Below are 21,099 nucleotides of genomic sequence, written 5' to 3'. Positions count from 1 at the left end.
CGCCGGCAGCGGCTCACCGTGTCGGCCGCCGTCTTCTCGTAAGGTGCCTGCATGACGGAACTCATTAGTCGCACGGTGGCGGTCGTCGGTTCCGGATTGATGGGATCCGGGATTGCGCAGGTGGCCGCCACGGCCGGTTGGCAGGTCATCCTGCGCGACGTCGCCGACGAGGCGCTCGAACGCGGGACGGCCGGCATCCGGCGGTCGCTGGAGACGTTCGCCCGCAAGGGCAAGCTCCCCGAGGAAGGGGTCGAGGCGATCCTCGAGCGGATCACCACGACCACCGACCTGGCCGCGGTCGCCAAGGCCGGCATCGTGGTGGAGGCGGTGTTCGAACGCCTCGACGTCAAGCGGGAGGTGTTCGCCGAGCTGGACCGGATCTGCCCTGACGGCACGGTCCTGGCCACCAACACCTCCGCGATCCCGATTACCCGCATCGCCGCCGCCACCAACCGCCCGGAGTCGGTGGTCGGCACGCACTTTTTCTCACCGGTGCCGATGATGGGCCTGTGTGAGCTGGTACGCGGCCACCGCACCTCCGACGCGACGCTGGAGCGCGCGCGGGAGTTCGCCGAGTCGGTGGGCAAGACCTGCGTCGTGGTCAACCGCGACATCGCCGGCTTCGTCACCACCCGGCTGATCTCCGCTCTGGTGGTGGAGGCGGTGCGCCTGGTAGAGGACGGGGTCGCGACCGCCGAGGACATCGACACCGCCTGCAAGCTGGGGTTCGGGCACGCGATGGGACCGCTGGCCACCACCGACCTGACCGGCGTGGACGTCCTGCGGCACGCCACCCGCAACATCTGGGACGAGACGGCCGACCCGAAGTTCTTCCCGCCGGAGCTGCTGACCCGGATGGTCGAAGCCGGTGAGCTGGGCCGTAAGTCCGGGCGAGGCTTCTACGACTACGACCAGCCCTGAAGGCGCAGGTCGCGGCGGCCGGGGCTGGTTTTGTAACCCGGGCTAGTCTCGTGACGTGCGTGAGAGCCTGCTCGACGTAGTTCTGTTGCTGGCGGTGGTCGGGCTGGTTTCCGGGCTGGCTCGGCGAACCGGCCTGCTCGCCCCCATTCTTTTGGTGGCCGCGGGCGTGGCGCTCTCCTTCGTCCCGATCGGTCCCGAGATCCACCTCGAGCCCGACCTCATCCTCGAGGGCATCCTCCCGCTGCTGCTCTACATCGCGGCGATCCGCACCTCGCTCCCGGCGTTCCGGAGCAATCTGAGCCCGATCGTGCTGCTGGCGTTCGGGCACGTGCTGTTCATCGCCGCGCTCGTCGGCGTGGTCCTGCACGCCGTCGTCCCGTCGATCCCGCTGGCGGCGGCGTTCGCGCTGGGTGCGGTGGTGGCGCCGCCGGACGCGGTGGCCGCCACCGCGATCGCCCGCAGGCTGCGCCTTCCCCGCCAGGTGGTGACGATCCTGGAGGGGGAGAGCCTGGTCAACGACGCCACCGCGCTGGTGGCGCTGCGGGTGGCGGTGTCGGCGGCCCTCGGTACGACGGTGACGTGGGCGGGCGCGGTCGGCCAGCTCAGCCTGTCGGTGTTCGGGGGGCTGGCGATCGGCGGGCTGACCGCCGTACTCGCCCGATGGCTGCACCAGCGCACCCGGGACGCGCTGCTGGACAACACGATCTCGCTGCTCACGCCGTTCGTGGCGTTCGTACCCGCGAACTACATCGGCGCCTCCGGCATCGTCGCGGTGGTGACCTGCGGCCTCTACCTCGGACACCGCCGAGACCGCATGTTCGACCCGGCGGCACGGGTGCAGATCGACGCGGTGTGGAAGGTGACGCAGTTCCTGCTCGAAGGGACGCTGTTCCTCCTCGTCGGGCTCCAGATGCGGTCGGTGGTGGAGGCCCTGTCGTCGGGTTGGCAACAGGTGACCGCGGCGACCGTGGCCGTGGTCGCCACCGTCGTGGTCGGGAGGTTCGTGTGGGTTTTCCCCGGCGCGTACCTTCCTCCGATGCTGCGCCTGGACCGGGCACATCATGCCTATCCGCCGTGGCCGGACGTCGTGGTGGTCTCCTGGGCCGGTATGCGCGGAGTGGTGACGCTGGCGGCGGCGCTCAGCCTCCCGCTGCGGTTCCCCGGACGCGCACTGCTGGTGTTCATCGCTTTCGTGGTCATTCTGGTGACGCTGGTCGCGCAGGGGCTGACGTTGCCCGCGGTGGTCCGCCTGGTCGGTGTCCGCCGGGACGACCCGCGCGAGGACCTGCTGGCCGAGGCGGAAGTACGCCAGGACGCCATGCGCGCGGCCCTCGCCAGGCTGGACGAGGACCGCGGCGACGCCCCCGACTACGTGGTCGACCGGCTGCGCGACTCGGCCGAGATCCGCGCCAACCAGGTGTGGGAACGCCTCGGCGACCCCGACCGCGAACCCCCCACCGAGACCATGCGCCGGCTGCGGCTGGGAATGCTGGACGCCGAGCGCGGCGTCTTCGTCAAGGCCCGGGACGAGAAGCGGATCCCGGAGGAGGTGCTGCGCCAGGTGGAGCGGGAGCTGGACCTGGAACAGCTGATGATGGCCCGCGGCCGACAGGAGGACGACGACTCATGACCAGCCCGGCCTGTACGCACCTGGCGCAGGCGAGCGGCGACGTGACCCCGAAGACGCCGCAGGGCTGCGAGGATTGCCTGGCGCAGGGCACCGACGACTGGGTGCATCTGCGGCTGTGCCTGACCTGCGGCCACGTCGGCTGCTGCGACTCCTCCCAGTGGCAGCACGCGACCGCGCACTACCACCAGACGGGGCACCCGGTGATCCGGTCGTTCGAGCGCGGCGAGGGCTGGCGCTGGTGTTACGTCGACCAGCGGATCGGCTGACCTCGACCGGTAAACGGGGAGGACCTCCGCGGTCGTGATCGTTAGGGTGAGGCGTGGCACTCATACGATCACCCCGGGTCCGGCGATGACCGACCTCGCCGATCTGCTGGCCCGCGCGGAGGCGGCCCGGGCGGACGTGCCCGCCGACAGCGGCGCCAGTGCCGTGGTGGCCGGCATCCCGTGCGTGAGCCACCCGATCGACCAGCCGTGGGCGACCCAGGCGAAGGCCATGGGGCCGGTGTCGGCGTCCGCGCTGGACCAGGCGACCGAGTGGCTGGACGCGCACGCGGCGACGCGTGGGCAGTGGGTGGTGACCACCCGGACGAGGTACGCCGCCCAGCCGGAGTTCATCCGGCGCGGGTTCCGGCCGTGGCTGGAGCTTCCGGCCCTGGTCCTGGGCAGCGTGGCCCGGCTCGCGGCGGCGGCCCCGGTCGCCGGCCTCACGGTGGGCGCGCCGGACAGTGCGGAGGAGTTCCTCGGTGTCTACGGCGTGGAGCTCGCCCCTCTGGTGACCCCCGGTGTGCTGGCCTCGCCCACCTTCCACCTGCTGGTCGGCCGGGTCGACGGGGCGGCCGTCGCCTGTGCGCAGGTCCGGGAACTGGCCGGTACGGCGTACGTCTCGGGGGTCGGCGTCCTGCCCGAGTGGCGCGACCGGGGGATCGGCTCGGCGATCTCGGCGGCCGCGGCGAGGTACGCCCTCGGCCTGCAGCCGCGTGCGGTGTGGCTCACCGCGGAGCCGCACCGGCACCGGATGTACGGCCGGATCGGGTTCCGCCCGGTGGACACCCACGTCCTGCTGCGCCCGGAGTAGTGAGGCGGAGCGGTCAGCCGACGTGGGCGCGGACCAGTCCGGCGACCTCGGCCGCGCAGCCCCACGAAACGGTGACGCCGGAGCCGCCGTGGCCGTAGCAGTGCACCACCAGCCGGCCGGGGTCGCTCGCCCGCGCCTCCACCCGCACGCTCGGGCGGGCCGGCCGCAGCCCGACGCGTTCGCGGAGCACCCGCGCGCCGGCCAGCGCCGGCTCCAGCCGGGCGGCGGCCGCGAGCAGGTCCCGGGTGGTCTCCGGACGGGGCCGGGTGTCCCAGTCGCCGGGTTCGGCGGTGCCGCCCACGACCACCGAACTCCGCCGGGGTACGACGTACAGCGGGCGCTCGGGCTCGGTGTCGTCGGCCCACCAGCGGGTGACCCCTACCTGGTCCAGGACGACGATCTGACCGCGGACCGGAGTCACCGAGCGGTCCCGGGCGAGGGCGCGGGCGGCCAGCCCGGTGCAGTTGACCAGGATCGGGGCGTTGTCGGGGAGGGCGGGCAGTGCCTGCCGGGTGAGCGTGCCGCCGAGTGCGGTCAGCCGGGCGACCAGCCAGGGCAGATAGCTGCCGGTGTCCACCACGGGCGCCTCGAACTCCCAGCCGCCGGCGTACCCGGCGGGCGGGTCGGCCAGCGGGCGCAGGCCCGGCGCCGCCGCGGCCCACCAGGGCGCGCCGCCGTCCGGCGTACGGACCAGTTCGGCGCCGGGAACCAGGTCGACGCCGGCCGACTCGTCCTCGCGCGCCATCCGGGCGAACCTGTCGTACGACGTGGCCGCCCACTCCGTCACCCGGTCCTCGGGAAGCGCGCGGTAGGGCAACCACAGCGCGGCGGCGACCGCGGAGGTCGTCTCCGGCGGCAGGTCACGCGCCACGACGTTGACCTCGAACCCGTCCTCGGCGAGCACCACCGCGCAGGTCAGCCCCACCACTCCGGCGCCGACCACCAGTACCCGGTGTCCCCGGGTGCCCGGGCCGGCGGCCGGGGACGGACCGGTCGCACGCTCTGTCACCGGCTCGGTCACCATGTCAGCGATGATGCCGGACCCGGAGCAGGTTGCGAAGTGCCTTGGTACGAGCCGGTCAGTGCGGCTGGTGCGGCCAAGGACAGACCCTGGGCACGCCCTAATGCGGGCCGGTGGCGTCGGTCTCGGTGCCGCAGGGACCGCCGCCGAGACTCTCCGGGAGTTCCACCGGGTCGCCGTCCATGGTGAGCGTGGCGTACCACGGCGAGATCCGCTCGCAGGAGTCCCGGCCGACGTAGTGGCAGATGAACGAACGCCGGAACCGGTCGGTGGTGGTGTTCGGTCCCGAGCCGTGCACCAGGCTGCCGTTGAAGAACAGCACGTCGCCCGGCTGCAGGTCGACCGGCACGGGGGCGAGGCCGGGCGGCGGCGGGACGTACTCCTTGGTGAACGACACCTCGGGGTCGGCGTCCTCGGGGCAGAACACGTCCATCCTGTGCGTGCCGGGTACGACCTCCAGCCCGCCGTTGTCCCGGTCGATCACGTCGCAGGCGACCCACGCCGCCACGCAGGTTCCCGGCTCGACGCGCAGGTAGAAGTTGTCCTGGTGCAGCGCCTGCCCGCGCGCGCCCGGCGGCTTGAAGTAGAACATGCTCTGCGCGGCGATCGGTTCCTCGTCGAGGAGGTAGGTGAGGATCATCCGCAGCCGGGTGTCGAGGAGGTACTGCCGGGCGACCGCGCTGATCTTGTGCGGGTGCATCACCCGGGGGTACTCCCGCAGCACGTCCACCGGCCCGCCGGGCTCCTGCGGCCGCGGCTCGAAGTGGCCGGGGACCGGGCCGCGCGCGTGCAGCGCGGTGAACTCGTCCTGGATCTCGGCGATCTCCGCGGGCGAGAACAGCGACCGGATGATGGTGAAACCGTCCTCGGCGAACTGCCGGGCCGCGGCGGCGACGGGGACGCCTTCTCGCTCGCGCGCGGGCGCGGCGGGAGCGCTGGTGCGGACGTCCGTCATGGTGGAGGGCCTCCTCGGCTCAGGGCGTGCGTGAGTACGGTCGTACCTGATGCGACTGCCTGTGACACCTGACGGTACGGCGCGACCAGGCGGGTGGGGATGCCCGTGACCGCTGCCGACCTGCCTGATCCTGCTGCCGGGCCGACAGGTGAGAGCCCGGGCGGTGACCCGGGTGGCGACGTCGGGAGCGGCGACGGGGAGGGGACGCCCGCACCTCCGGCGGAGCTGGTGGTCGCCGCGCGCTTCGACGTCGGCGCCGGCTACGCCGTGCACCGGGCGCGGGGCGCGCCGAGCTGGCTGTTCGCCTGGACCCTGGCCGGAGGTGGGCGATTCCGGCAGGGCGGGGTGACCGTCCCCGCCGAACCCGGCGAGCTGGTGGCGCTCGGACCCGAACTCGCGCACGACTACGCGGTGGCGCCGGGCGCGGCCGGCTGGTCGTTCTGGTGGGTGCACTGCCCGGCCCGCGCGGGCTGGCACGGCTGGCTGGCGCCGTACCAGGTGGGCGAGCGGCTCTACCGCGTGGCGGGCGTTCCGGAGTTCGTCCGCGGCCGGGTGGAGGCGGCGTTCCGGCGGCTGCACGCGGACGCCCGGTGGTCGGGCGAGGGCCCGCCGCCGGACCCGGTGAGCTCGCGCCGCCGTGACGTCGTACCCGCCGCGGCGACCGGAGTGGCCGCCCGCGAACTCGCCCTCGGCGGGGTGGAGGAGGTGCTGGTGCTCACGACCGCGGCAGTGGCCGCGGCGCGCACCGGCCCCGCGGCCGGCCCGAGGTCGGAGGAGAACGTCGATCCGCGGGTACGCCGGGTCGAGGCGCTGCTGGCCGCTGACCCGGCCGCGCCGCACACCGTCGCGTCGTTGGCCGCACGGGTCGCGTTGTCGCCGTCGCGGCTGGCGCATCTGTTCTCCGCGCAGACCGGGCGTACGCCGATGCGGGCACTGCGGGACGCCCGGATGCGGCACGCGGCGCGGCTGCTGGAGGCGACGGACCTGCCGATCGGCAGCGTGGCCGCGGCGTCGGGGTTCGTCAGCGCGTTCCACTTCAGCCGGGTGTTCCGGGAGCGGTTCGGCGTACCGCCGGGTGGCTACCGTCAGAACAGCCGTGCGGTCGGGTCGTCGAGTCCGCGGAGCACGTCGTAGTCGACCGTCACGCACTCGATGCCCCGGTCGCCCGCGAGGACCCGGGCCTGCGGCTTGATCTCCTGCGCGGCGAAGACCCCGCGCACCGGCGCGAGCAGCGGGTCGCGGTTGAGGAGTTCGAGGTAACGGGTGAGCTGCTCGACGCCGTCGATCTCACCGCGCCGCTTGACCTCGACCGCGATGGCCGCACCGGCGGCGTCGCGACAGAGCAGGTCGACCGGACCGATCGCGGTGGGGTACTCCCGGCGTACGAGCGTGAGACCCTCCCCGAGCGTGGCGGGATGGTCGGCGAGAAGCTCCTGCAGGTGCGCCTCCACGCCGTCCTTGCGCAGTCCGGGGTCGGCGCCGAGCTCGTGGCTGGAGTCGTGCAGCACCTCGTCCAAGGTGATCACCAGCTGGCCGCCGTCCTTGCCGGTGACCGTCCACCGGGCCGGCTCGCACTCACTGGCCGGCTGCTCGACGAGCTTGCACGGCGGACTCATCCAGTTGAGCGGCTTGTACGCCCGGTCGTCGTTGTGGATGGACACCGAACCGTCGGCCTTCACCAGGATGAGGCGGTTCGCGCGGGGCAGGTGGGCGGTGAGCCGGCCGACGTAGTCGACCTGGCACGAGGCGATGACGAGGCGCACGACGCCTCACCCTAGGGCATCCACTGTCGCCGATTGCCGGATGTGCGTACGTGATGGCGCATCGAACGCGCATCTCGGGTGGAATGCTTTCGGCATCGCCGCACCGTTTGCCGGGTGTGGCGCTGACACGGGGGTGTATCGATGCGTCGGCTGCGAACGGTTCTGCTTGCCCTGACCACAGTCGCTCTTACGGCCTTCTCGACCTTCACGACAGCGGCCGCACCGGGAACGTCCGGTGCGTCGGCGTCGGCGCCAGGAGCCCAGGCAGGGCGAGGCGCCCAGCAGGCGAAGGTCGCCACGGTGACCCTGGTCACCGGCGACCGGGTGCGCGTCACCACCAGAAGCGACGGCGTCTCCGCCGCCACCCCGATTCCGGGGACGGGCCGCCGCGGAATGACGTTCGGCATCCGCCGGCACGGACGCGAGCTGAACGTCGTTCCGGCCGACGCGGCGCCGCTGGTGGCGGCCGGACGGCTGGACCCGCGGTTGTTCGAGGTCGCCGGGCTGGTGCGCTCAGGGCTCGACGACGAGAAGACCGGCCACCTGCCGCTGGTCCTCGCCCACTCGAAGGCCTCCGCCTCCGTGCGCTCGTGGATCCCGGGCGCGCTTCGTCCCGGCAGAGCCGTGCCCCGTCTGAGAGGGCGTGCCGTCACCGAACCCAAGGCCGCGGCCGGGAGGACCTGGTGTTGGCTCGCCGGTACGCCGAGCCACGTCTGGCTGGACGTGCCGGGGCGGGCCGACGGGGTCGCCGCGAGGGGCGCGGGGCTCGGTGCCGCACAGGTGGACGAGGCGGCGTACACCCTTACCCTCCGCGTGATCGACCGCGCGGGCAGGCTGGTGACCGACCCCGGCCGGTTGCAGCCATCGCCCACCGTGGTCGCCAACCTCGACACCGGCGAACTGACGGATCTGACCGGATCCGCGGCCGGCCTGGTGGCGCAGCTGACGCCCGGCGCCTACGCGTTCAGCGGGATCCTGTCCACCGACCAGGGTTCCTCGCCGACGAGCCACACGCTGTTGTCGGCCCCGCGGATCAGTGTCGGTGCCAACACCACCGTGACCCTGGACGCGCGGCAGGCACACCTGATCACCACCCGGGTCGACGCGGCCTCTCCGTCTACCGTGGTGACGACCTTCGGCCTGGTGGAAACCGTCGCCGGCGGCCCGTTCACCACGCTGCTGACCCTGCAGGGTGACGTGCGCAACCAGCTCTACGCCCGGGCCACCCCGAGTGTCACCGGCAGGACGTACGACTTCACCGTGTTCCGCTCCATGACTGCCGGCTCGGTCACCTACGACCTGCTGCTCGGGCGGCAGGGCCGCGTGCCGGCCAACCCGGCGTACGTGGTGCACGACTCGGCCCTGACCCGTTACGACGCGGCGTTCGCGGCTCCGGGAACGGGACTGAACATCAACGGCGTGTGGTTCCGCGAGGCCGAACTGCCCGGCGACTCCATGATCGGGCTGGGGTGGCACTTCGACGTGCCGCTGCCGGCCCGGCGCACGCACCTGTTCTCCCCGCAGTACGCCGGCAGGCCGCTGGCGTGGTCGGACAACTTCGACGCCCGGAGCACTCCCACCCAGGTCTGGTACAGCGAGGTCCGCCACCCGCTCCGCTACGCGGCCGGCCAGCGGGTCCGGCACACGTTCAGCCCGGCGGCGTTCCGGCCCCAGGTGGAGGGGTACCGGCAGGGCGACGGCGTGATGAACTTCTCGATGGCGGCGCTGTCACCGTCCCTGCGCGACGGGACGCTCATCGTCAACGACCCGACCGGCATCACCGCCACCAGTACGCTCCGCCGCGCGGGTGCGGTGGTGGCCACCTCGACCGACCCGTTCACCCTGAACGCCGGCGTCCAGCCCAAGGCGCGCACGTCGTACACGCTGGACCTCCGCGCCGGCCAGCACGTGCCGTGGTTGAGGTACGCCACGACGGTGACCGGCCACTGGCAGTTCACCTCGGCCGCGCCGGCGGGCTACGCCGCGCCGATCCCGCTGCTGAACACGGTCGTGGTCGGGACGTTCGACCTGCACGGGCGGGCGCGCGCCGGGCAGCCGTTCACGCTGAACCTGGTGACGACGAGCCCCGACGTGACCAGGACCGTGACCCGGACGCTGCTGTGGGTGTCGTACGACGACGGGCACACCTGGACGCGGGTGCCGACGACGCAGGCGGGACCCGGTCGCTGGTCGGCGCGGGTGAACCAGCCGAACCTGCCCGGCCGCTTCGTCTCGATCCGGACGCTGGCCGAGGACGACCAGGGCAACGAGCTGACGATGACCTCGGTCCGGGCGTACGGGCTGCACTAGCCCTGCACCCTCAACACCCCGGGCGGGTCAGCGGCAACCGCAGGCGCCGCCGCAGCAACCGCCTGCGCCGGGCGGCGCGGCCGCCATGCCCGGACCGGTGCCGGCGCGGCCGCCGAGCGCGACGGTGGACAGCAACTTCACCGTGTCCCCGTGACCGTGGGGGCAGGGGGCGGGCGCACCCGACTCGCTCATCGGCAGGGCACGCTCGAACGTGTCGCCGCAGGTGCGGCAGCGGTACTCGTATCGCGGCACGCGACCAGGGTAGGCGACCGGCGGCGCCGGCGGCACAGGTGAGCAGGGGACAATTGGCCCGTGCCCCGACGCCGCCCGCGCCCCCGCCGCCCCGAGCCTCCGCAGCGACCGCTGTTCGGCGGCCACCAGCAGGTGGAGGAGTGGCCCGACGGCGACTGGGTGGTCCGCAAGCTCACCGGATCGACCAGCACCAAGCCGTACCGCTGTCCCGGTTGCGACCAGTTGATCCCGCCCGCGACCCCGCACGTGGTGGCGTGGCCGGTGGATCCCTCGTCGTTCGTCGGAACCGGTCTGGACGAACGCCGGCACTGGCACAACGGCTGCTGGCGGGCCCGTGACCGGCGGCGGCGCCGCTGAGCCCCGGGGGATGGGTGGTGGGGGACCGGAGGCGACAATCGGTGGGTGACCAGTTCCGCCGACACCCCTGCCGAGTCCGCCGACCAGGGCGCCGACCAGCCGGAGGGCGCCGCCCGGCCCATCCGGGCCAACAGCGTCCTCCCGGCCAGGCGTACCCCCCTTGCTCTGGAAACCGCCGACGGGCTGACCCTGGTCGGTGAGGTCTCCCAGCCGCTGGACCGGGCGCCGGTCGCGACCCTGGTCTGCGTCCACCCGCTGCCCACCCACGGCGGGATGATGGACAGTCACATCTACCGCAAGGCCGCCTACCGGCTGCCCGCGCTGGCCGGGCTCGCGGTCGTCCGGTTCAACACCCGCGGCACCCGCAGCGTCCAGGGCGTGAGCGAGGGGGAGTTCGACGGCGGGGACGCGGAGCGGTTCGACGTGGCGGCCGCGCTGGAGTACGCCGAGTTCGCCGAGCTGCCCCGGATCTGGCTGGTGGGCTGGTCGTTCGGCTCGGACCTGGTGCTGATGCACGGCTGCGACCCCGTGGTGGAGGGCGCGATCCTGCTCTCGCCGTCGCTGCGGTTCTCCCGGCCCGAGCACCTGGCGGTGTGGGCGGAGTCCGGCAAGCCGCTGACCGCTCTCGTTCCGGAGTTCGACGACTACCTGCGCCCGGCGGAGGCCCGCGAGCGTTTCGCGGCGATCCCGCAGGCGGAGGTCGTCGGCATCGACGGCGGCAAGCACCTGTGGGTCGGGGACGCCGAGAGGATCCTGGACGAGATCGTCGCCCGGGTGGCACCCGAGGTGGGACCGTTGCCGACGACCTGGGCGGGCCCGATGGAGTACGCCGACGCCAGTGCCTACGCGGACCGGACCGTGGCCGCGTTCGCCGACGTTCCCGTACCCGGCAACTCCCCGTCGGAGGGCTGAGCGCCGAGCGCCTGGCGGATCGGGGACACGCGGCGGATCGGAGCCGACGGCTCCGCCGCGTCGCCGTCCTGACACAGTCGGACCCGATCATGGAGCACAACCCTCGACCCTGCCTGCAGGCTGGCCGGGTTTGGCCAATCTGCCCCCGACTACGTGTCTTCGGGGGATACAGGTCCACTCCATAAACTGGGCCCCGATGAGCACCAATTCGAATCCGGCGCAGCCTCCGGCCGCCGGGCAGCCCGATCCTTCCCGTCCCCTCCGCGTCGGCGTCGTCGGCCTCGGCTTCGCCGGGCAGGCAGCCCTCAAGGGCTACCTCGCCCTGCCGGATGTCGAGGTCGTCTCCCTCGCCGGTCTCGAGGCCGACCGCCTTGCCGAGCTCGGCAAGGAACACTCGATTCCCCATCTGTACGAGCGCTGGCAGGACCTGATCGCGCGTGACGACATCGACGCGGTGAGCGTGGCCACTCCCACGCACCTGCACGCGCCGATCTCGGTCGCCGCCCTCGAGGCCGGCAAGCACGTCCTGTGCGAGAAGCCGCTGGCCCGGTCCGGTGAGGAGGCGCAGACCATCGTCGACGCGGCCACCAAGGCCAACCGCGTCCTCAAGATCTGCTTCAACCACCGCGAGCGCGGCGACGTCGCGATCCTCAAGCAGCAGCTCGACGCCGGCCAGCTCGGCCGCGTCTACTACGCCAAGGCTCACTGGATGCGGCGCAACGGCATCCCCGGCATGGGCAGCTGGTTCACCAACCGCGAGATGGCCGGTGGCGGACCGCTCATCGACCTCGGCGTGCACATGCTCGACATGGCGCTGTACCTCCTCGGTGAGCCGCGGGTCCTGTCCGCGAGCGCGTCGACGTTCTCCGAGCTGGGCCCGCGCGGGCTGGGCGGTTCGCAGTACGCCGCCAAGCAGACGGTGGGTTCGGCGTATGAGGTGGAGGACCTCGCCACCGCGTTCCTGCGGCTGGAGGGCGGCGGCGTCCTGCAGCTGGAGACCAGCTGGGCGACGTTCCGCAAGCCCGGCGACGACTTCGGCGTCTCGCTGTACGGCACCGACGGCGGCGCCGAGATCGGCGTGGAGAACTACGCGTCGGAGGACACGCTCCGTATCTACACCGACGTGGCCGGAGCGCCCGCCGAGGTGCGTCCGCGGGTCGTCCGCGGCGAGGGACACCGCGCGGTGGTCCGCGACTTCGTGGGAGTCATCCGGGGTGGAGACTGGTCGGCGCACACCGGCCGTGACGGTCTGGCCCGGGCCCGCATCATCGACGCCTGCTACCTGTCGTCGCTGGAGGGCCGCGAGGTCCCCGTGGTGGAGGCCTGAGCGGCGGGTCCTTCCCGTTCGCCCGCACCCTCACCACCAGGGCCGCCCGGCCCGTACAGAGCTTTCCGAACCGAGCAACCAGGGAGTTACCACATGAGCGTGTCCCCGATCCGGGTGACAGTCTGGGGCGAGAACGTCCACGAGCAGCGGGATGCCTCGGTCAAGGAGATCTACCCCGACGGCATGCACGGCGCGATCGCCAACGGGATCGCCAAGCACCTCGGTGAGAACGTCGTCGTCCGCACCGCCACCCTGCAGGAGCCCGAGCACGGGCTGAGCAAGGAGGTCCTCGCCGAGACCGACGTGCTGACCTGGTGGGGCCACGCCGCTCACGGCGAGGTCTCCGACGAGGTCGTCGACCGGGTGCACGAGGCGGTGCTCGGCGGCATGGGAATTCTGGTCCTGCACTCGGGCCACTTCTCCAAGATCTTCCGCAAGCTGATGGGCACCACCTGCTCGCTGGACTGGCGCAGCGAGAACGACCGGGAGATGGTCTGGACGGTCGCGCCCGACCACCCGATCGCGGCGGGCGTGCCGAACCCCATCCTGATCCCGGCGCAGGAGATGTACGGCGAGTACTTCGACATCCCGCAGCCGGACGAGCTGGTGTTCATCAGCTCGTTCACCGGTGGTGAGGTGTTCCGCAGCGGATGTGCGTACCGCCGCGGCCGTGGCCGGGTCTTCTACTTCAGCCCCGGCGACCAGGAGTACCCCGTCTACCACCACCCCGACATCCAGCGGGTGCTGTCCAACGCGGTCACCTGGGCGGCCCCGACGGGCACCGAGCGGATCACGCCGTTCGTGTCCCGCCGGCCGACCGGGTGGTACGACTCCGGCGAGAGCCTGCCGACGGCGGACCCCCGCCTCGCGCAGTCCTGACCGCGGCGGCGACGCCCTGCGCCGGGATGCTCTCTGCGTAGAGACGTTGCCCAGGTAGGAAAGGTCCTGGCGCCGGAAGCTTTCCGGCGCCAGGACCTTTCTCGTCGGCGGAAGTGCCCGGCGCAGGAAGGTTCTCGCCGTCGGGAACTTCCTTACGTGGGGCCTGAGACGACGAAGCTCCCCGGCAGCTTCAAGCGCTGAGCTGCCGGGGAGCTTTTCGTTGCACGCGCGCCGCGACGGGGCCTCTGTCAGTACGGCACCGCGACTGACCGCGGCTACGCCTCCTCGAGCCGGGGATGCAGCACCTCGCGGATGAGTAGCAGGATCGCCGCCGCGGTCGGCACCGCGAGCAGGGCGCCGACGATGCCCAGCAGCGAACCGCCGGCCAGGGCCGCGACGACGATGACCGTGCCGGGCACCTTCACCGAACGCTGCATGATCCGGGGGTAGATCAGGTAGTTCTCGATCTGCTGGTAGATGACGTAGTAGATGATGCAGGCGATCCCGATCTTCACGTCGGTGAGCAGCCCGATCGAGGTGGCGACCACCGCCGAGACGGCGCCACCGATCAGTGGGATCAGGCCGAGGATCGCCACCACGATCGCCAGCGCGAGGGCGTACTCGCTCAGCCCGACGATCAGGAAGAACACGAACGACGCGGACGCCGCGATCGCCGCCACCGCCAACTGCCCGCCGACGTAGCTGCCGACCCGGGCGAGGATCTCGTCGCCCAGCATGGTCACGCGGTCCCGGCGGGAGCGGGGGACCAGCTTGTAGAGCGCGGTCTTCGTGGTCGGCAGCGAGCCGAGGAAGTACAACGTCAGCACCAGGATCGTGAACGCGCCGAACAACGTGCTGGCCACGATCCGGCTGGCACCCACCACGCCGCCGAACAGCCGCTCGGCCAGCCCGCCGCTGGTGATGTAGTCCTGGACCTTCTTGGTGACCTCGTACTGGTCGTCCAGCGACTGGAGGTTGGGGTTGTTGCGCAGCGTGGTGAACCAGTCGGGCACCTGGTTGATCAACAACGTGACCTGCTTGGTCACCACCGGGATGATCGCCAGGCCGATCAGGGCGAAGACCACCACCAGGCAGAGGAACACCAGGGCGACCGCGACGCCACGGCTGATCCGCCGGCGGACGAACCACTCGACCGCGGGGTTGAGCCCGACGGCGAGATACAGCGACACCACGAGAAGCACGAGGACGCTGCTGGCCGAGGCCAGCAGGTTGAACAGCTGCCAGGCCAGCAGTGCGCCGAGGGCGCCGAAGAAGCCGAGATAGAACGGCGAACGCCGGCTGATCCGCGGTCCGGGCCGCCCGAACCTCGGGCCGTCGCCGTCCTCGTCCACCGCCGATTCGTCGGGCCCGGGCACGCCATGGTGCCGGTCGCCATCACGTGAACCGGGCCTGGTCTCGATGTCCGGCCGCTTGCCGGCGCCGGCTTCGGGACCCGGGCCGGCGGGCAGCGTGGCGGTCGACGCGGACGCCGTGGGACCACCGGGGCTCGCCTCGGAGCCAGCGGCCGCCCCGCCGTTCGGTGCGGAGCCGCCGTTCGGGCGGTCGTGCCCCGAGGACCCGGACGATCCCGGCGCCTGGCCGGCGTCGCCGGCTCCGGGCCGTGACCCGCCCGGCGCGTTCTGCTCACCCATGTCGCCTCCGACCATGCCGGGGGCTTGTCCTGCCCGGCGTACGCCAGTGCAGGTTCTCACGACCGACCCGGGTTTGCACCTGTCCGGCCGCGCCCGGTCGGCGCGGCCCCCCGGCAGCGTCAGGACTCGGTGGACGAGCCGCCGTTGCCGGGCCGGTTGCTGTCCTGTGACCCCGCCTGCGCGGCCGTGCCGCTGGTGGCACCGACCTGCGCGGCCCGCTGCTGGTCGGGGACGTTGGCGCCGGAGATCACGTGGACGTTGTCCCTTAGCCGGGTGAGGCTCTCGATCAGCTCGTCCCGCTGACGGTGGAGGTTGGCGATCTGGCGTTGGGCCGCCGTGGTCTCCTCGTGTGCCCGCGACCGCGCGTCCCGCTCGATGCGTTCGGCTTCCGCGCGTGCCTCCCGACGGATCTGCTCGGCCTCCCGGCGGGAACGGGCGAGAACCTGGGCCACCCGGTCGTTGGCGGCGCGCAGGCGTTCCTCGGTGCGCTGGTCGCTGTCCTGCGCGCGCTTCTCGGCGTCGCGCAGCAACTGCTCGGCGTGGCTGGTGTTGCGGTGGGCCTCCGCGGTCGCGGCGGTGTGCACCGCAGCCGCCTCGCGCTGGGCCTGCTCCAGGACTCCGGCGACGGCGTTGCGGCGTTCGGCGACCTCGCGTTCGGCAGTCGCGCGCTTCTCGGCCACCTCCCGGTCGGCGGTCGCGCGGAACTCCGCGACCTCCTGCTCGGCGGTGGTGCGCAGCTCGGTCACGTCCCGCTCGGCGGTGGCCCGCAGCTCCGCCACTTCCTGCTCGGCGGTGGTGCGCAGCTCGGCGACCTCCCGCTCGGCGGTGGTGCGCAGCTGGGCGACCTCCCGCTCGGCGGTGGTCCGCAGCTCGTTCACCTCGCGCTCGGCGGTGGCCCGCAGGGCGGCGACCTCCCGACGAGCGGTGGTGCGCAGCTCCTTCACTTCCCGGTCGGCGGTCGACCGGAGCTCGGTCACCTCCTGGTCGGCGCGGCCGCGCAGCTCGGTGACCTCGCGCTCGGCGGTGGCGAGCATGGCCGCCACCTCGTGCTCGGCGCCCTGCCGGCGCGTCTTGAGCTGGTGCTCGAGGTCACGCAACTGCCGGTTGGCGTTGTCGGAGGCGTGCCGGAGGATCTCCTCGCGCCGCTTCTGGGCGGCCTTGATGATGCGCTCGGCCTCCTCCTCGGAGGCGTTGCGGATCTTCTCCGTCTCGTCCGCCACCCGCCGGCGCAGCTCCATGGCCGCCCGCTCGGCGTCGTCGGTGAGCCGCCGCGCCTCCGCCTGCGCCTCGGCCCGGATGTCGGCAGCGGCGTCGTCGGCGCGGTTCTCCACGTCGAGGGCCTGCTCCTCGGACAGGCGCAGGATCTCCTGTGCCCGCCTTCCGAGCTTGGCCCAGGTGGGCTCACCGGCGTCCTCGAGGGCACGTCTGGTCAGCGCGAGATCTCGTTGGAGCTCACCGACGGTCCGGTCGCGTTCGTCGAGGGCGGAGTCGAGCTGTCCGACCACCTCGTCGACTTCCTGCCGGTCGTAACCGAGGAGGACGGTGGTGAACGTGCCGACCTTGCGACCATTCTCCAGTAGGGAAAGGCCTTCGTCCGGCTCAGACATCTGCGCTCCTCACAGCGTCGGTGGAACTCCCCCTATGGTGCCCGGCCCGGCAGACCCCCGCCATGACGGGACCACCGACTGGTGCCGGTCGGTGCGGCGACGAACCCTAGCTGGTGACCCAGGGTGTCACCCACCGGGGACAGGCCGCCGAAACGCACGACACGATCCACGCCACGACCTCCGTTCGGCCCGTCCAAGCCCCAGTCCAGCTCAAGTCCAACTCAAGTCCAGCTCAAGTCCAACTCAAGTCCAACTCAAGTCCAGCTCAAGTCCAACTCGAGTCAGGCCCCGGTCCAGCCCGCTCCAGCCCCGTCCGGTGAACCCTCGCCCGCACCCCGGTCCAGCCGTGCGCAGGGCACCTCCACAACCTTGGCACGCGACCGTGTCCCCGTGGATGCCTGTAGCCAGGATTCTCAGATTTCTGCGGAACTGTTAAGGATTCGGTCCGGCCGCGGTAACGGAGTCCGGTCCCTCCGGTACGGACTCCTGCCCGGTCGCCGGGTCGTCTACCGCTCCGGCTCCTGGTCCGGCTCCTGGTCCTGCTGCCGGTCCTGCTGCCGGCCCTGCTCCCGCCGGTCCCGTCCGGGCGGCGGTTCCGCGGCCGGTTGCGGTGCGCCGGCGGTCCCGTCCGGTGGGGCCTGGACGAGTTCCACGAGGAAGCCGCCGGCCGCCTTCGGGTGGATGAAGTTGACCCGCGTCCCCGCGGTGCCCCTCCGCGCTTCGTCGTACAGAAGTTCCACTCCGCGCGACCGCAGCGTCGCCGCGGCCTCCGCCACGTCGTCCACGGCGTAGGCCACCTGGTGCAGGCCCTCGCCACGAGAGGCGAGGAAACGGCCCACCGGCGAGTCGTCGCGCAGGGGAGCGATCAGCTGGAGCTGCGGGCCGGACGTGCCCACCTCGAGCATCGCCTCGCGTACACCTTGTTCCTCGTTGGTCTCGATGTGTACGAGCCGCATTCCGAACGTCTGCTCGTACCACGAGATCGCTGCGTCCAGGTCACGGACGGCGACACCAACGTGGTCGATCGAGCCGAACAGGGGAGGGACCGGCGGGGGAGCCGGCCGCGAAGCGGAGGTCTCGTCGGGCATGCGCCCCATCCTCCGCCATGGCCGCTCCGGGCGGTCCCAGGCCCGCCGACGATCCGGGACGAGCCGACTTCGCCCACGTAGGGTGGGGGCGTGGAAACCGTCATCGTCAGCGGCGCGCGCACCCCCATGGGGCGCCTGCTCGGCTCGCTCAGGGACTTCTCCGCCGTCGATCTCGGCGGGATCGCGATCAAGGCAGCACTGGATCGCTCCGGTGTGTCACCGGACCAGGTGCAGTACGTCGTGATGGGGCACGTGCTGCAGGCCGGCGCGGGCCAGTTGACTGCCCGCCAGGCCGCGGTGAAGGCCGGCATCCCGATGACGGTCCCCGCGATCACGGTCAACAAGGTGTGCCTGTCCGGGCTGGACGCGATCGCGCTCGCCGACCAGCTCATCCGGCTCGGCGAGTTCGACATCGTGGTGGCCGGCGGCATGGAGTCGATGACCAACGCCCCCCACGTGCTCCCGCGCTCACGCACCGGAGTGAAGTACGGCAACGCCCAGCTCCTGGACTCGATGGAGCACGACGGGCTGTGGGACGCCTACACGGAGGCGCCCATGGGCGTCCTGACCGACCGGCGCAACGCCGAGCTGGGACTGACGCGGGAGGAGCAGGACGTCTTCGCCGCGCGCTCCCACCAGCGGGCCGCGGCCGCGGCGAAGGACGGCATCTTCGAGGCGGAGATCGCCCCGATCGAGGTGCCCCAGCGCCGGGGCGAGCCACTGGTGGTCACCGCCGACGAGGGCATCCGGTCGGACACCACGGCCGACCGGCTGGCCGGGCTCTCCCCGGCGTTCACCCCCGACGGATCGATCACGGCCGGTTCCTCCTCCCCGATCTCCGACGGCGCGTGCGCGGTCGTCGTCGCCAGCAAGGCGGTGGCCGAGCGCCTCGGGCTGAGCTGGATCGCCGAGATCGGTGCGCACGGCACCGTCGCCGGGCCGGACTCCTCGCTGCACTCCCAGCCGGCCGCGGCGATCCGCTCGGCCTGCGCCAAGGAGGGGATCACCCCCGCCGACCTGGACCTGATCGAGATCAACGAGGCGTTCGCCGCGGTCGCCGTGCACTCGGTGCGCGCGCTCGGCGTCGACGAGGAACGCGTCAACGTGCACGGCGGGGCGATCGCGCTCGGCCACCCGCTCGGCATGTCGGGTGCCCGGCTCGTCCTGCACCTCGCGCTGGAGCTGGACCGCCGTGGCGGCGGTGTCGGCGCGGCCGCCCTGTGTGGCGGCGGCGGTCAGGGCGACGCACTTGTCGTCCGGGCCGGCGGCGGATCCCGGTGACCGAATCCGCTCCGGCGGCGGAGCCCGCTCCGGCCGCCGAGCCCGGCGGGACGGCCGGGCCTCGTGCGGCCGGCCGGCGCCGGCGTTCGGTCGCCGATCTCGTCGAGGCTGCACGGGCAGGTGATCCGCGGGCGGTCGGCCGGCTGATCTCCCTGGTGGAAGACGCCTCGCCCGCACTGCGCGAGGTGGCGGCCACACTCGCGCCGTACGCCGGCCAGGCCAGGATCGTCGGCATCACCGGCGCGCCCGGAGTCGGCAAGTCCACCTGCACCTCCGCCCTGGTGGCCGCCTACCGTCGGCAGGGCCTGCGGGTGGGCGTACTGGCCGTCGATCCCACGTCGCCGTTCTCCGGGGGAGCACTGCTCGGGGACCGGGTGCGGATGCAGGACCATGCCACCGACCCCGAGGTGTTCATCCGTTCGATGGCCACCCGAGGGCACCTCGGCGGCCTGGCCTGGGCCACACCGCAGGCGGTCCGCGTTCTGGACGCGGCCGGCTGTGCGGTGATCCTGGTCGAGACCGTCGGGGTGGGCCAGTCCGAGGTCGAGGTGGCCGGGCTCGCCGACACCACGCTCGTCCTCCTCGCGCCCGGCATGGGTGACGCGGTGCAGGTGGCCAAGGCGGGACTGCTGGAGGTCGGCGACGTCTACGTGGTCAACAAGGCCGACCGGGAGGGCGCCGAACGCGTTCGCCGCGACCTGCGCAACATGCTCGCGCTGGGTTCGTGGCCCGACGGTGCCTGGAGGCCGCCGATCGTGCTGAGCGTGGCGACGACGGGCAAGGGCGTGGACGCGGTGGTGGAGGCGGTGGACCGGCACCACGCGGACAGCGTGGACACCGGCGAACTCGCCCGGCGCCGGATGCGCCGCGCCCGGGCGGAGGTGGAGGCGCTGGCGCTGGTCGACCTGCGCCAGCGCCTGGACCGGCTGCCCCGCGACCACCGCCTGGACGCCGTGGCCGCGCGGGTGGCGGCCGGCGAACTCGACCCGTACCGCGCGGCCGACGAACTGGTCGGCCAGATGCTCGGTGACCAGCCGTCACAGATGGATGACGCCAACAGGGGTGCCAGAGCGGCGAGATCTCGCTAACATCGTCCGCGATGCCCGTTTGGTCAGACCTTTTGGCCGTCTGAGCCCGCGGTGTGGACAAGTGTGTCGTGCCCCATTTGCCTTCCGGTCGAAACCACTTAGAGTTCATGCTGGGCTACAACACGCGAGGGCCGCAGGGGAGCCCAACGAGGGAGGAGTACGGTCGTGACAGCCGGTACTAAGAAAGTGGTCACCTGGCTTGTGATCGCCTTTGTCGCGTTCTATCTGGTGACCAGGCCGGAGAACGCTGCCGGCGCCGTCCGCGGGGCGGGCGCCTTGATTGGACAGGGCTTCCAGGCCCTCATCCAGTTCTTCAGTTCCGTGTTCGCGTGACCGGACCCGTTCGATGGGTCAGGCTCAACTTCGCTGACCCAAAGATCGTGCGGCACCTTCTCGCCGACGAGGGCGAGGTGGTCGTCGATGAAGTACGCCACCACTGGGTGGTCTACATCATTCCGGCGCTGGAGTGCATCGGTGCGTTGCTGTTGCTGGGGGCCATGCTCAACCTCCCGGTCAACGCGGCATGGGTGCCGTTCATCGCCGCGCTCGTGCTGTTCGCTCACGCGGGCTCACGTGCGCTGATCGAACACATGGACAGATTCGTCATCACCAACATGCGGGTGTTCCGGGTGAGCGGGGTGCTGACCAAGAAGATCGCCACCACCCCCATCATGCGGATCCTCGACATCACCGTGGACAAGCCGTTCGTCGGCCGGATCCTCGGATACGGGCACTTCATCTTCGAGTCCGCCGCGCAGGAGCAGGGACTGCGCGACATCAAGTTCGTCGGCAAACCCGACCAGCGCGACCTCACGATCCAACGGCTGCTGCAGCGTTCCGGTCTGCGGGCGACCGCCAAGGAGGACGAGGGCGACGGCTCGAGCTCGACGAACATCAAGGCACCGGCTGGCGCCCGGCCCCGCGCCAACCATCCGCGCCGCCCCGGTCCGCCCACCGCGCGCCGGTTCCCGCGCTGAGG

The 21,099-nt window shown here is 72.1% G+C and carries 21 protein-coding genes; 14 read left to right on the top strand and 7 right to left on the bottom strand.

Features of this window, described 5'->3' with window-relative positions:
* Positions 1-51: 51 nt before the first annotated feature.
* The 4 genes from ABZV93_RS23225 to ABZV93_RS23210 all read left to right on the top strand — a co-directional run bounded on the left by ABZV93_RS23225 (position 52) and on the right by ABZV93_RS23210 (position 3,628).
* The gene (locus tag ABZV93_RS23225; RefSeq protein ID WP_354939555.1) at positions 52-921 is read left to right on the top strand and encodes a 3-hydroxyacyl-CoA dehydrogenase family protein; all 870 of its coding nucleotides are present in this window, start codon (positions 52-54) and stop codon (positions 919-921) included.
* Between the two features lie 55 nt (positions 922-976).
* The gene (locus tag ABZV93_RS23220) at positions 977-2,551 is read left to right on the top strand and encodes a Na+/H+ antiporter (RefSeq protein WP_354939553.1); all 1,575 of its coding nucleotides are present in this window, start codon (positions 977-979) and stop codon (positions 2,549-2,551) included.
* The gene (locus tag ABZV93_RS23215) at positions 2,548-2,817 is read left to right on the top strand and encodes a UBP-type zinc finger domain-containing protein (protein WP_354939551.1); all 270 of its coding nucleotides are present in this window, start codon (positions 2,548-2,550) and stop codon (positions 2,815-2,817) included. Before ABZV93_RS23220 ends, ABZV93_RS23215 begins: the two co-directional genes overlap by 4 nt.
* 85 nt (positions 2,818-2,902) lie before the next feature.
* Positions 2,903-3,628, top strand: a complete 726-nt coding sequence (locus ABZV93_RS23210) for a GNAT family N-acetyltransferase (RefSeq protein WP_354939549.1) — start codon at positions 2,903-2,905, stop codon at positions 3,626-3,628.
* Positions 3,629-3,641: 13 nt separating this feature from the next.
* Here the strand turns inward: ABZV93_RS23210 and ABZV93_RS23205 are convergent, their stop codons facing one another.
* A complete protein-coding gene (locus tag ABZV93_RS23205) occupies positions 3,642-4,652 on the bottom strand; it encodes an FAD-dependent oxidoreductase (RefSeq protein ID WP_354939547.1) in 1,011 nt (336 codons plus the stop codon).
* Positions 4,653-4,749: 97 nt separating this feature from the next.
* Positions 4,750-5,604, bottom strand: a complete 855-nt coding sequence (locus ABZV93_RS23200; protein ID WP_354939545.1) for a phytanoyl-CoA dioxygenase family protein — start codon at positions 5,602-5,604, stop codon at positions 4,750-4,752.
* Between the two features lie 105 nt (positions 5,605-5,709).
* On the opposite strand from ABZV93_RS23200, the gene ABZV93_RS23195 reads away from it, so the two are divergent.
* Positions 5,710-6,738: a helix-turn-helix domain-containing protein gene (locus ABZV93_RS23195; protein WP_354939544.1), complete on the top strand. Its 1,029-nt coding sequence runs from the start codon at positions 5,710-5,712 to the stop codon at positions 6,736-6,738.
* On the opposite strand, the gene nucS is transcribed toward ABZV93_RS23195, so the two are convergent.
* On the bottom strand, positions 6,690-7,367 hold the full coding sequence (nucS, locus tag ABZV93_RS23190) for an endonuclease NucS (protein WP_354939542.1): 678 nt from the start codon (positions 7,365-7,367) through the stop codon (positions 6,690-6,692). The two genes, ABZV93_RS23195 and nucS, sit on opposite strands and share 49 nt — an antisense overlap.
* Before the next feature lie 300 nt (positions 7,368-7,667).
* On the opposite strand from nucS, the gene ABZV93_RS23185 reads away from it, so the two are divergent.
* A complete protein-coding gene (locus ABZV93_RS23185; RefSeq protein WP_354939540.1) occupies positions 7,668-9,677 on the top strand; it encodes a hypothetical protein in 2,010 nt (669 codons plus the stop codon).
* A gap of 27 nt (positions 9,678-9,704) precedes the next feature.
* Here ABZV93_RS23185 and ABZV93_RS23180 read toward each other — a convergent pair whose 3' ends face one another.
* A complete protein-coding gene (locus ABZV93_RS23180; protein ID WP_354939538.1) occupies positions 9,705-9,929 on the bottom strand; it encodes a zinc ribbon domain-containing protein in 225 nt (74 codons plus the stop codon).
* Between the two features lie 60 nt (positions 9,930-9,989).
* Between ABZV93_RS23180 and ABZV93_RS23175 the strand changes: the two genes are divergently transcribed.
* The 4 genes from ABZV93_RS23175 (at position 9,990) to ABZV93_RS23160 (ending at position 13,404) form a co-directional block, all read left to right on the top strand.
* Positions 9,990-10,286: a hypothetical protein gene (locus ABZV93_RS23175; protein ID WP_354939536.1), complete on the top strand. Its 297-nt coding sequence runs from the start codon at positions 9,990-9,992 to the stop codon at positions 10,284-10,286.
* A 45-nt stretch (positions 10,287-10,331) separates the two neighbouring features.
* Positions 10,332-11,198: an alpha/beta hydrolase gene (locus tag ABZV93_RS23170; RefSeq protein ID WP_354939534.1), complete on the top strand. Its 867-nt coding sequence runs from the start codon at positions 10,332-10,334 to the stop codon at positions 11,196-11,198.
* A gap of 196 nt (positions 11,199-11,394) precedes the next feature.
* On the top strand, positions 11,395-12,525 hold the full coding sequence (locus tag ABZV93_RS23165; RefSeq protein WP_354939532.1) for a Gfo/Idh/MocA family oxidoreductase: 1,131 nt from the start codon (positions 11,395-11,397) through the stop codon (positions 12,523-12,525).
* 93 nt (positions 12,526-12,618) lie between these two features.
* Positions 12,619-13,404 (top strand): ThuA domain-containing protein, encoded by a 786-nt coding sequence (locus ABZV93_RS23160; protein WP_354939530.1) that lies wholly within the window; start codon positions 12,619-12,621, stop codon positions 13,402-13,404.
* A 275-nt stretch (positions 13,405-13,679) separates the two neighbouring features.
* Here ABZV93_RS23160 and ABZV93_RS23155 read toward each other — a convergent pair whose 3' ends face one another.
* From ABZV93_RS23155 to mce, 3 genes are all read right to left on the bottom strand, one after another.
* Positions 13,680-15,056: an AI-2E family transporter gene (locus ABZV93_RS23155; protein WP_354939528.1), complete on the bottom strand. Its 1,377-nt coding sequence runs from the start codon at positions 15,054-15,056 to the stop codon at positions 13,680-13,682.
* Between the two features lie 119 nt (positions 15,057-15,175).
* On the bottom strand, positions 15,176-16,663 hold the full coding sequence (locus ABZV93_RS23150; protein ID WP_354939526.1) for a DivIVA domain-containing protein: 1,488 nt from the start codon (positions 16,661-16,663) through the stop codon (positions 15,176-15,178).
* A 506-nt stretch (positions 16,664-17,169) separates the two neighbouring features.
* The gene (gene mce, locus ABZV93_RS23145) at positions 17,170-17,751 is read right to left on the bottom strand and encodes a methylmalonyl-CoA epimerase (RefSeq protein ID WP_354939525.1); all 582 of its coding nucleotides are present in this window, start codon (positions 17,749-17,751) and stop codon (positions 17,170-17,172) included.
* Between the two features lie 90 nt (positions 17,752-17,841).
* On the opposite strand from mce, the gene ABZV93_RS23140 reads away from it, so the two are divergent.
* The 4 genes from ABZV93_RS23140 to ABZV93_RS23125 all read left to right on the top strand — a co-directional run bounded on the left by ABZV93_RS23140 (position 17,842) and on the right by ABZV93_RS23125 (position 21,097).
* Positions 17,842-19,032, top strand: coding sequence for an acetyl-CoA C-acetyltransferase (locus tag ABZV93_RS23140; RefSeq protein ID WP_354939523.1), 1,191 nt, complete (start codon positions 17,842-17,844; stop codon positions 19,030-19,032).
* A complete protein-coding gene (gene meaB, locus ABZV93_RS23135; RefSeq protein ID WP_354939521.1) occupies positions 19,029-20,120 on the top strand; it encodes a methylmalonyl Co-A mutase-associated GTPase MeaB in 1,092 nt (363 codons plus the stop codon). The genes ABZV93_RS23140 and meaB overlap by 4 nt, the downstream gene beginning before the upstream one ends.
* Positions 20,121-20,285: 165 nt before the next feature.
* A complete protein-coding gene (locus ABZV93_RS23130) occupies positions 20,286-20,453 on the top strand; it encodes a hypothetical protein (RefSeq protein WP_354939519.1) in 168 nt (55 codons plus the stop codon).
* Positions 20,450-21,097, top strand: coding sequence for a PH domain-containing protein (locus ABZV93_RS23125; protein WP_354939517.1), 648 nt, complete (start codon positions 20,450-20,452; stop codon positions 21,095-21,097). Before ABZV93_RS23130 ends, ABZV93_RS23125 begins: the two co-directional genes overlap by 4 nt.
* Positions 21,098-21,099 lie beyond the last annotated feature (2 nt).

The organism is Actinopolymorpha sp. NPDC004070, assembly GCF_040610475.1.
Lineage (GTDB): Bacteria > Actinomycetota > Actinomycetes > Propionibacteriales > Actinopolymorphaceae > Actinopolymorpha.
The sequence above is the reverse complement of the archived record's forward strand: the minus strand, read 5'-3'. Positions and strand labels throughout refer to the sequence as shown.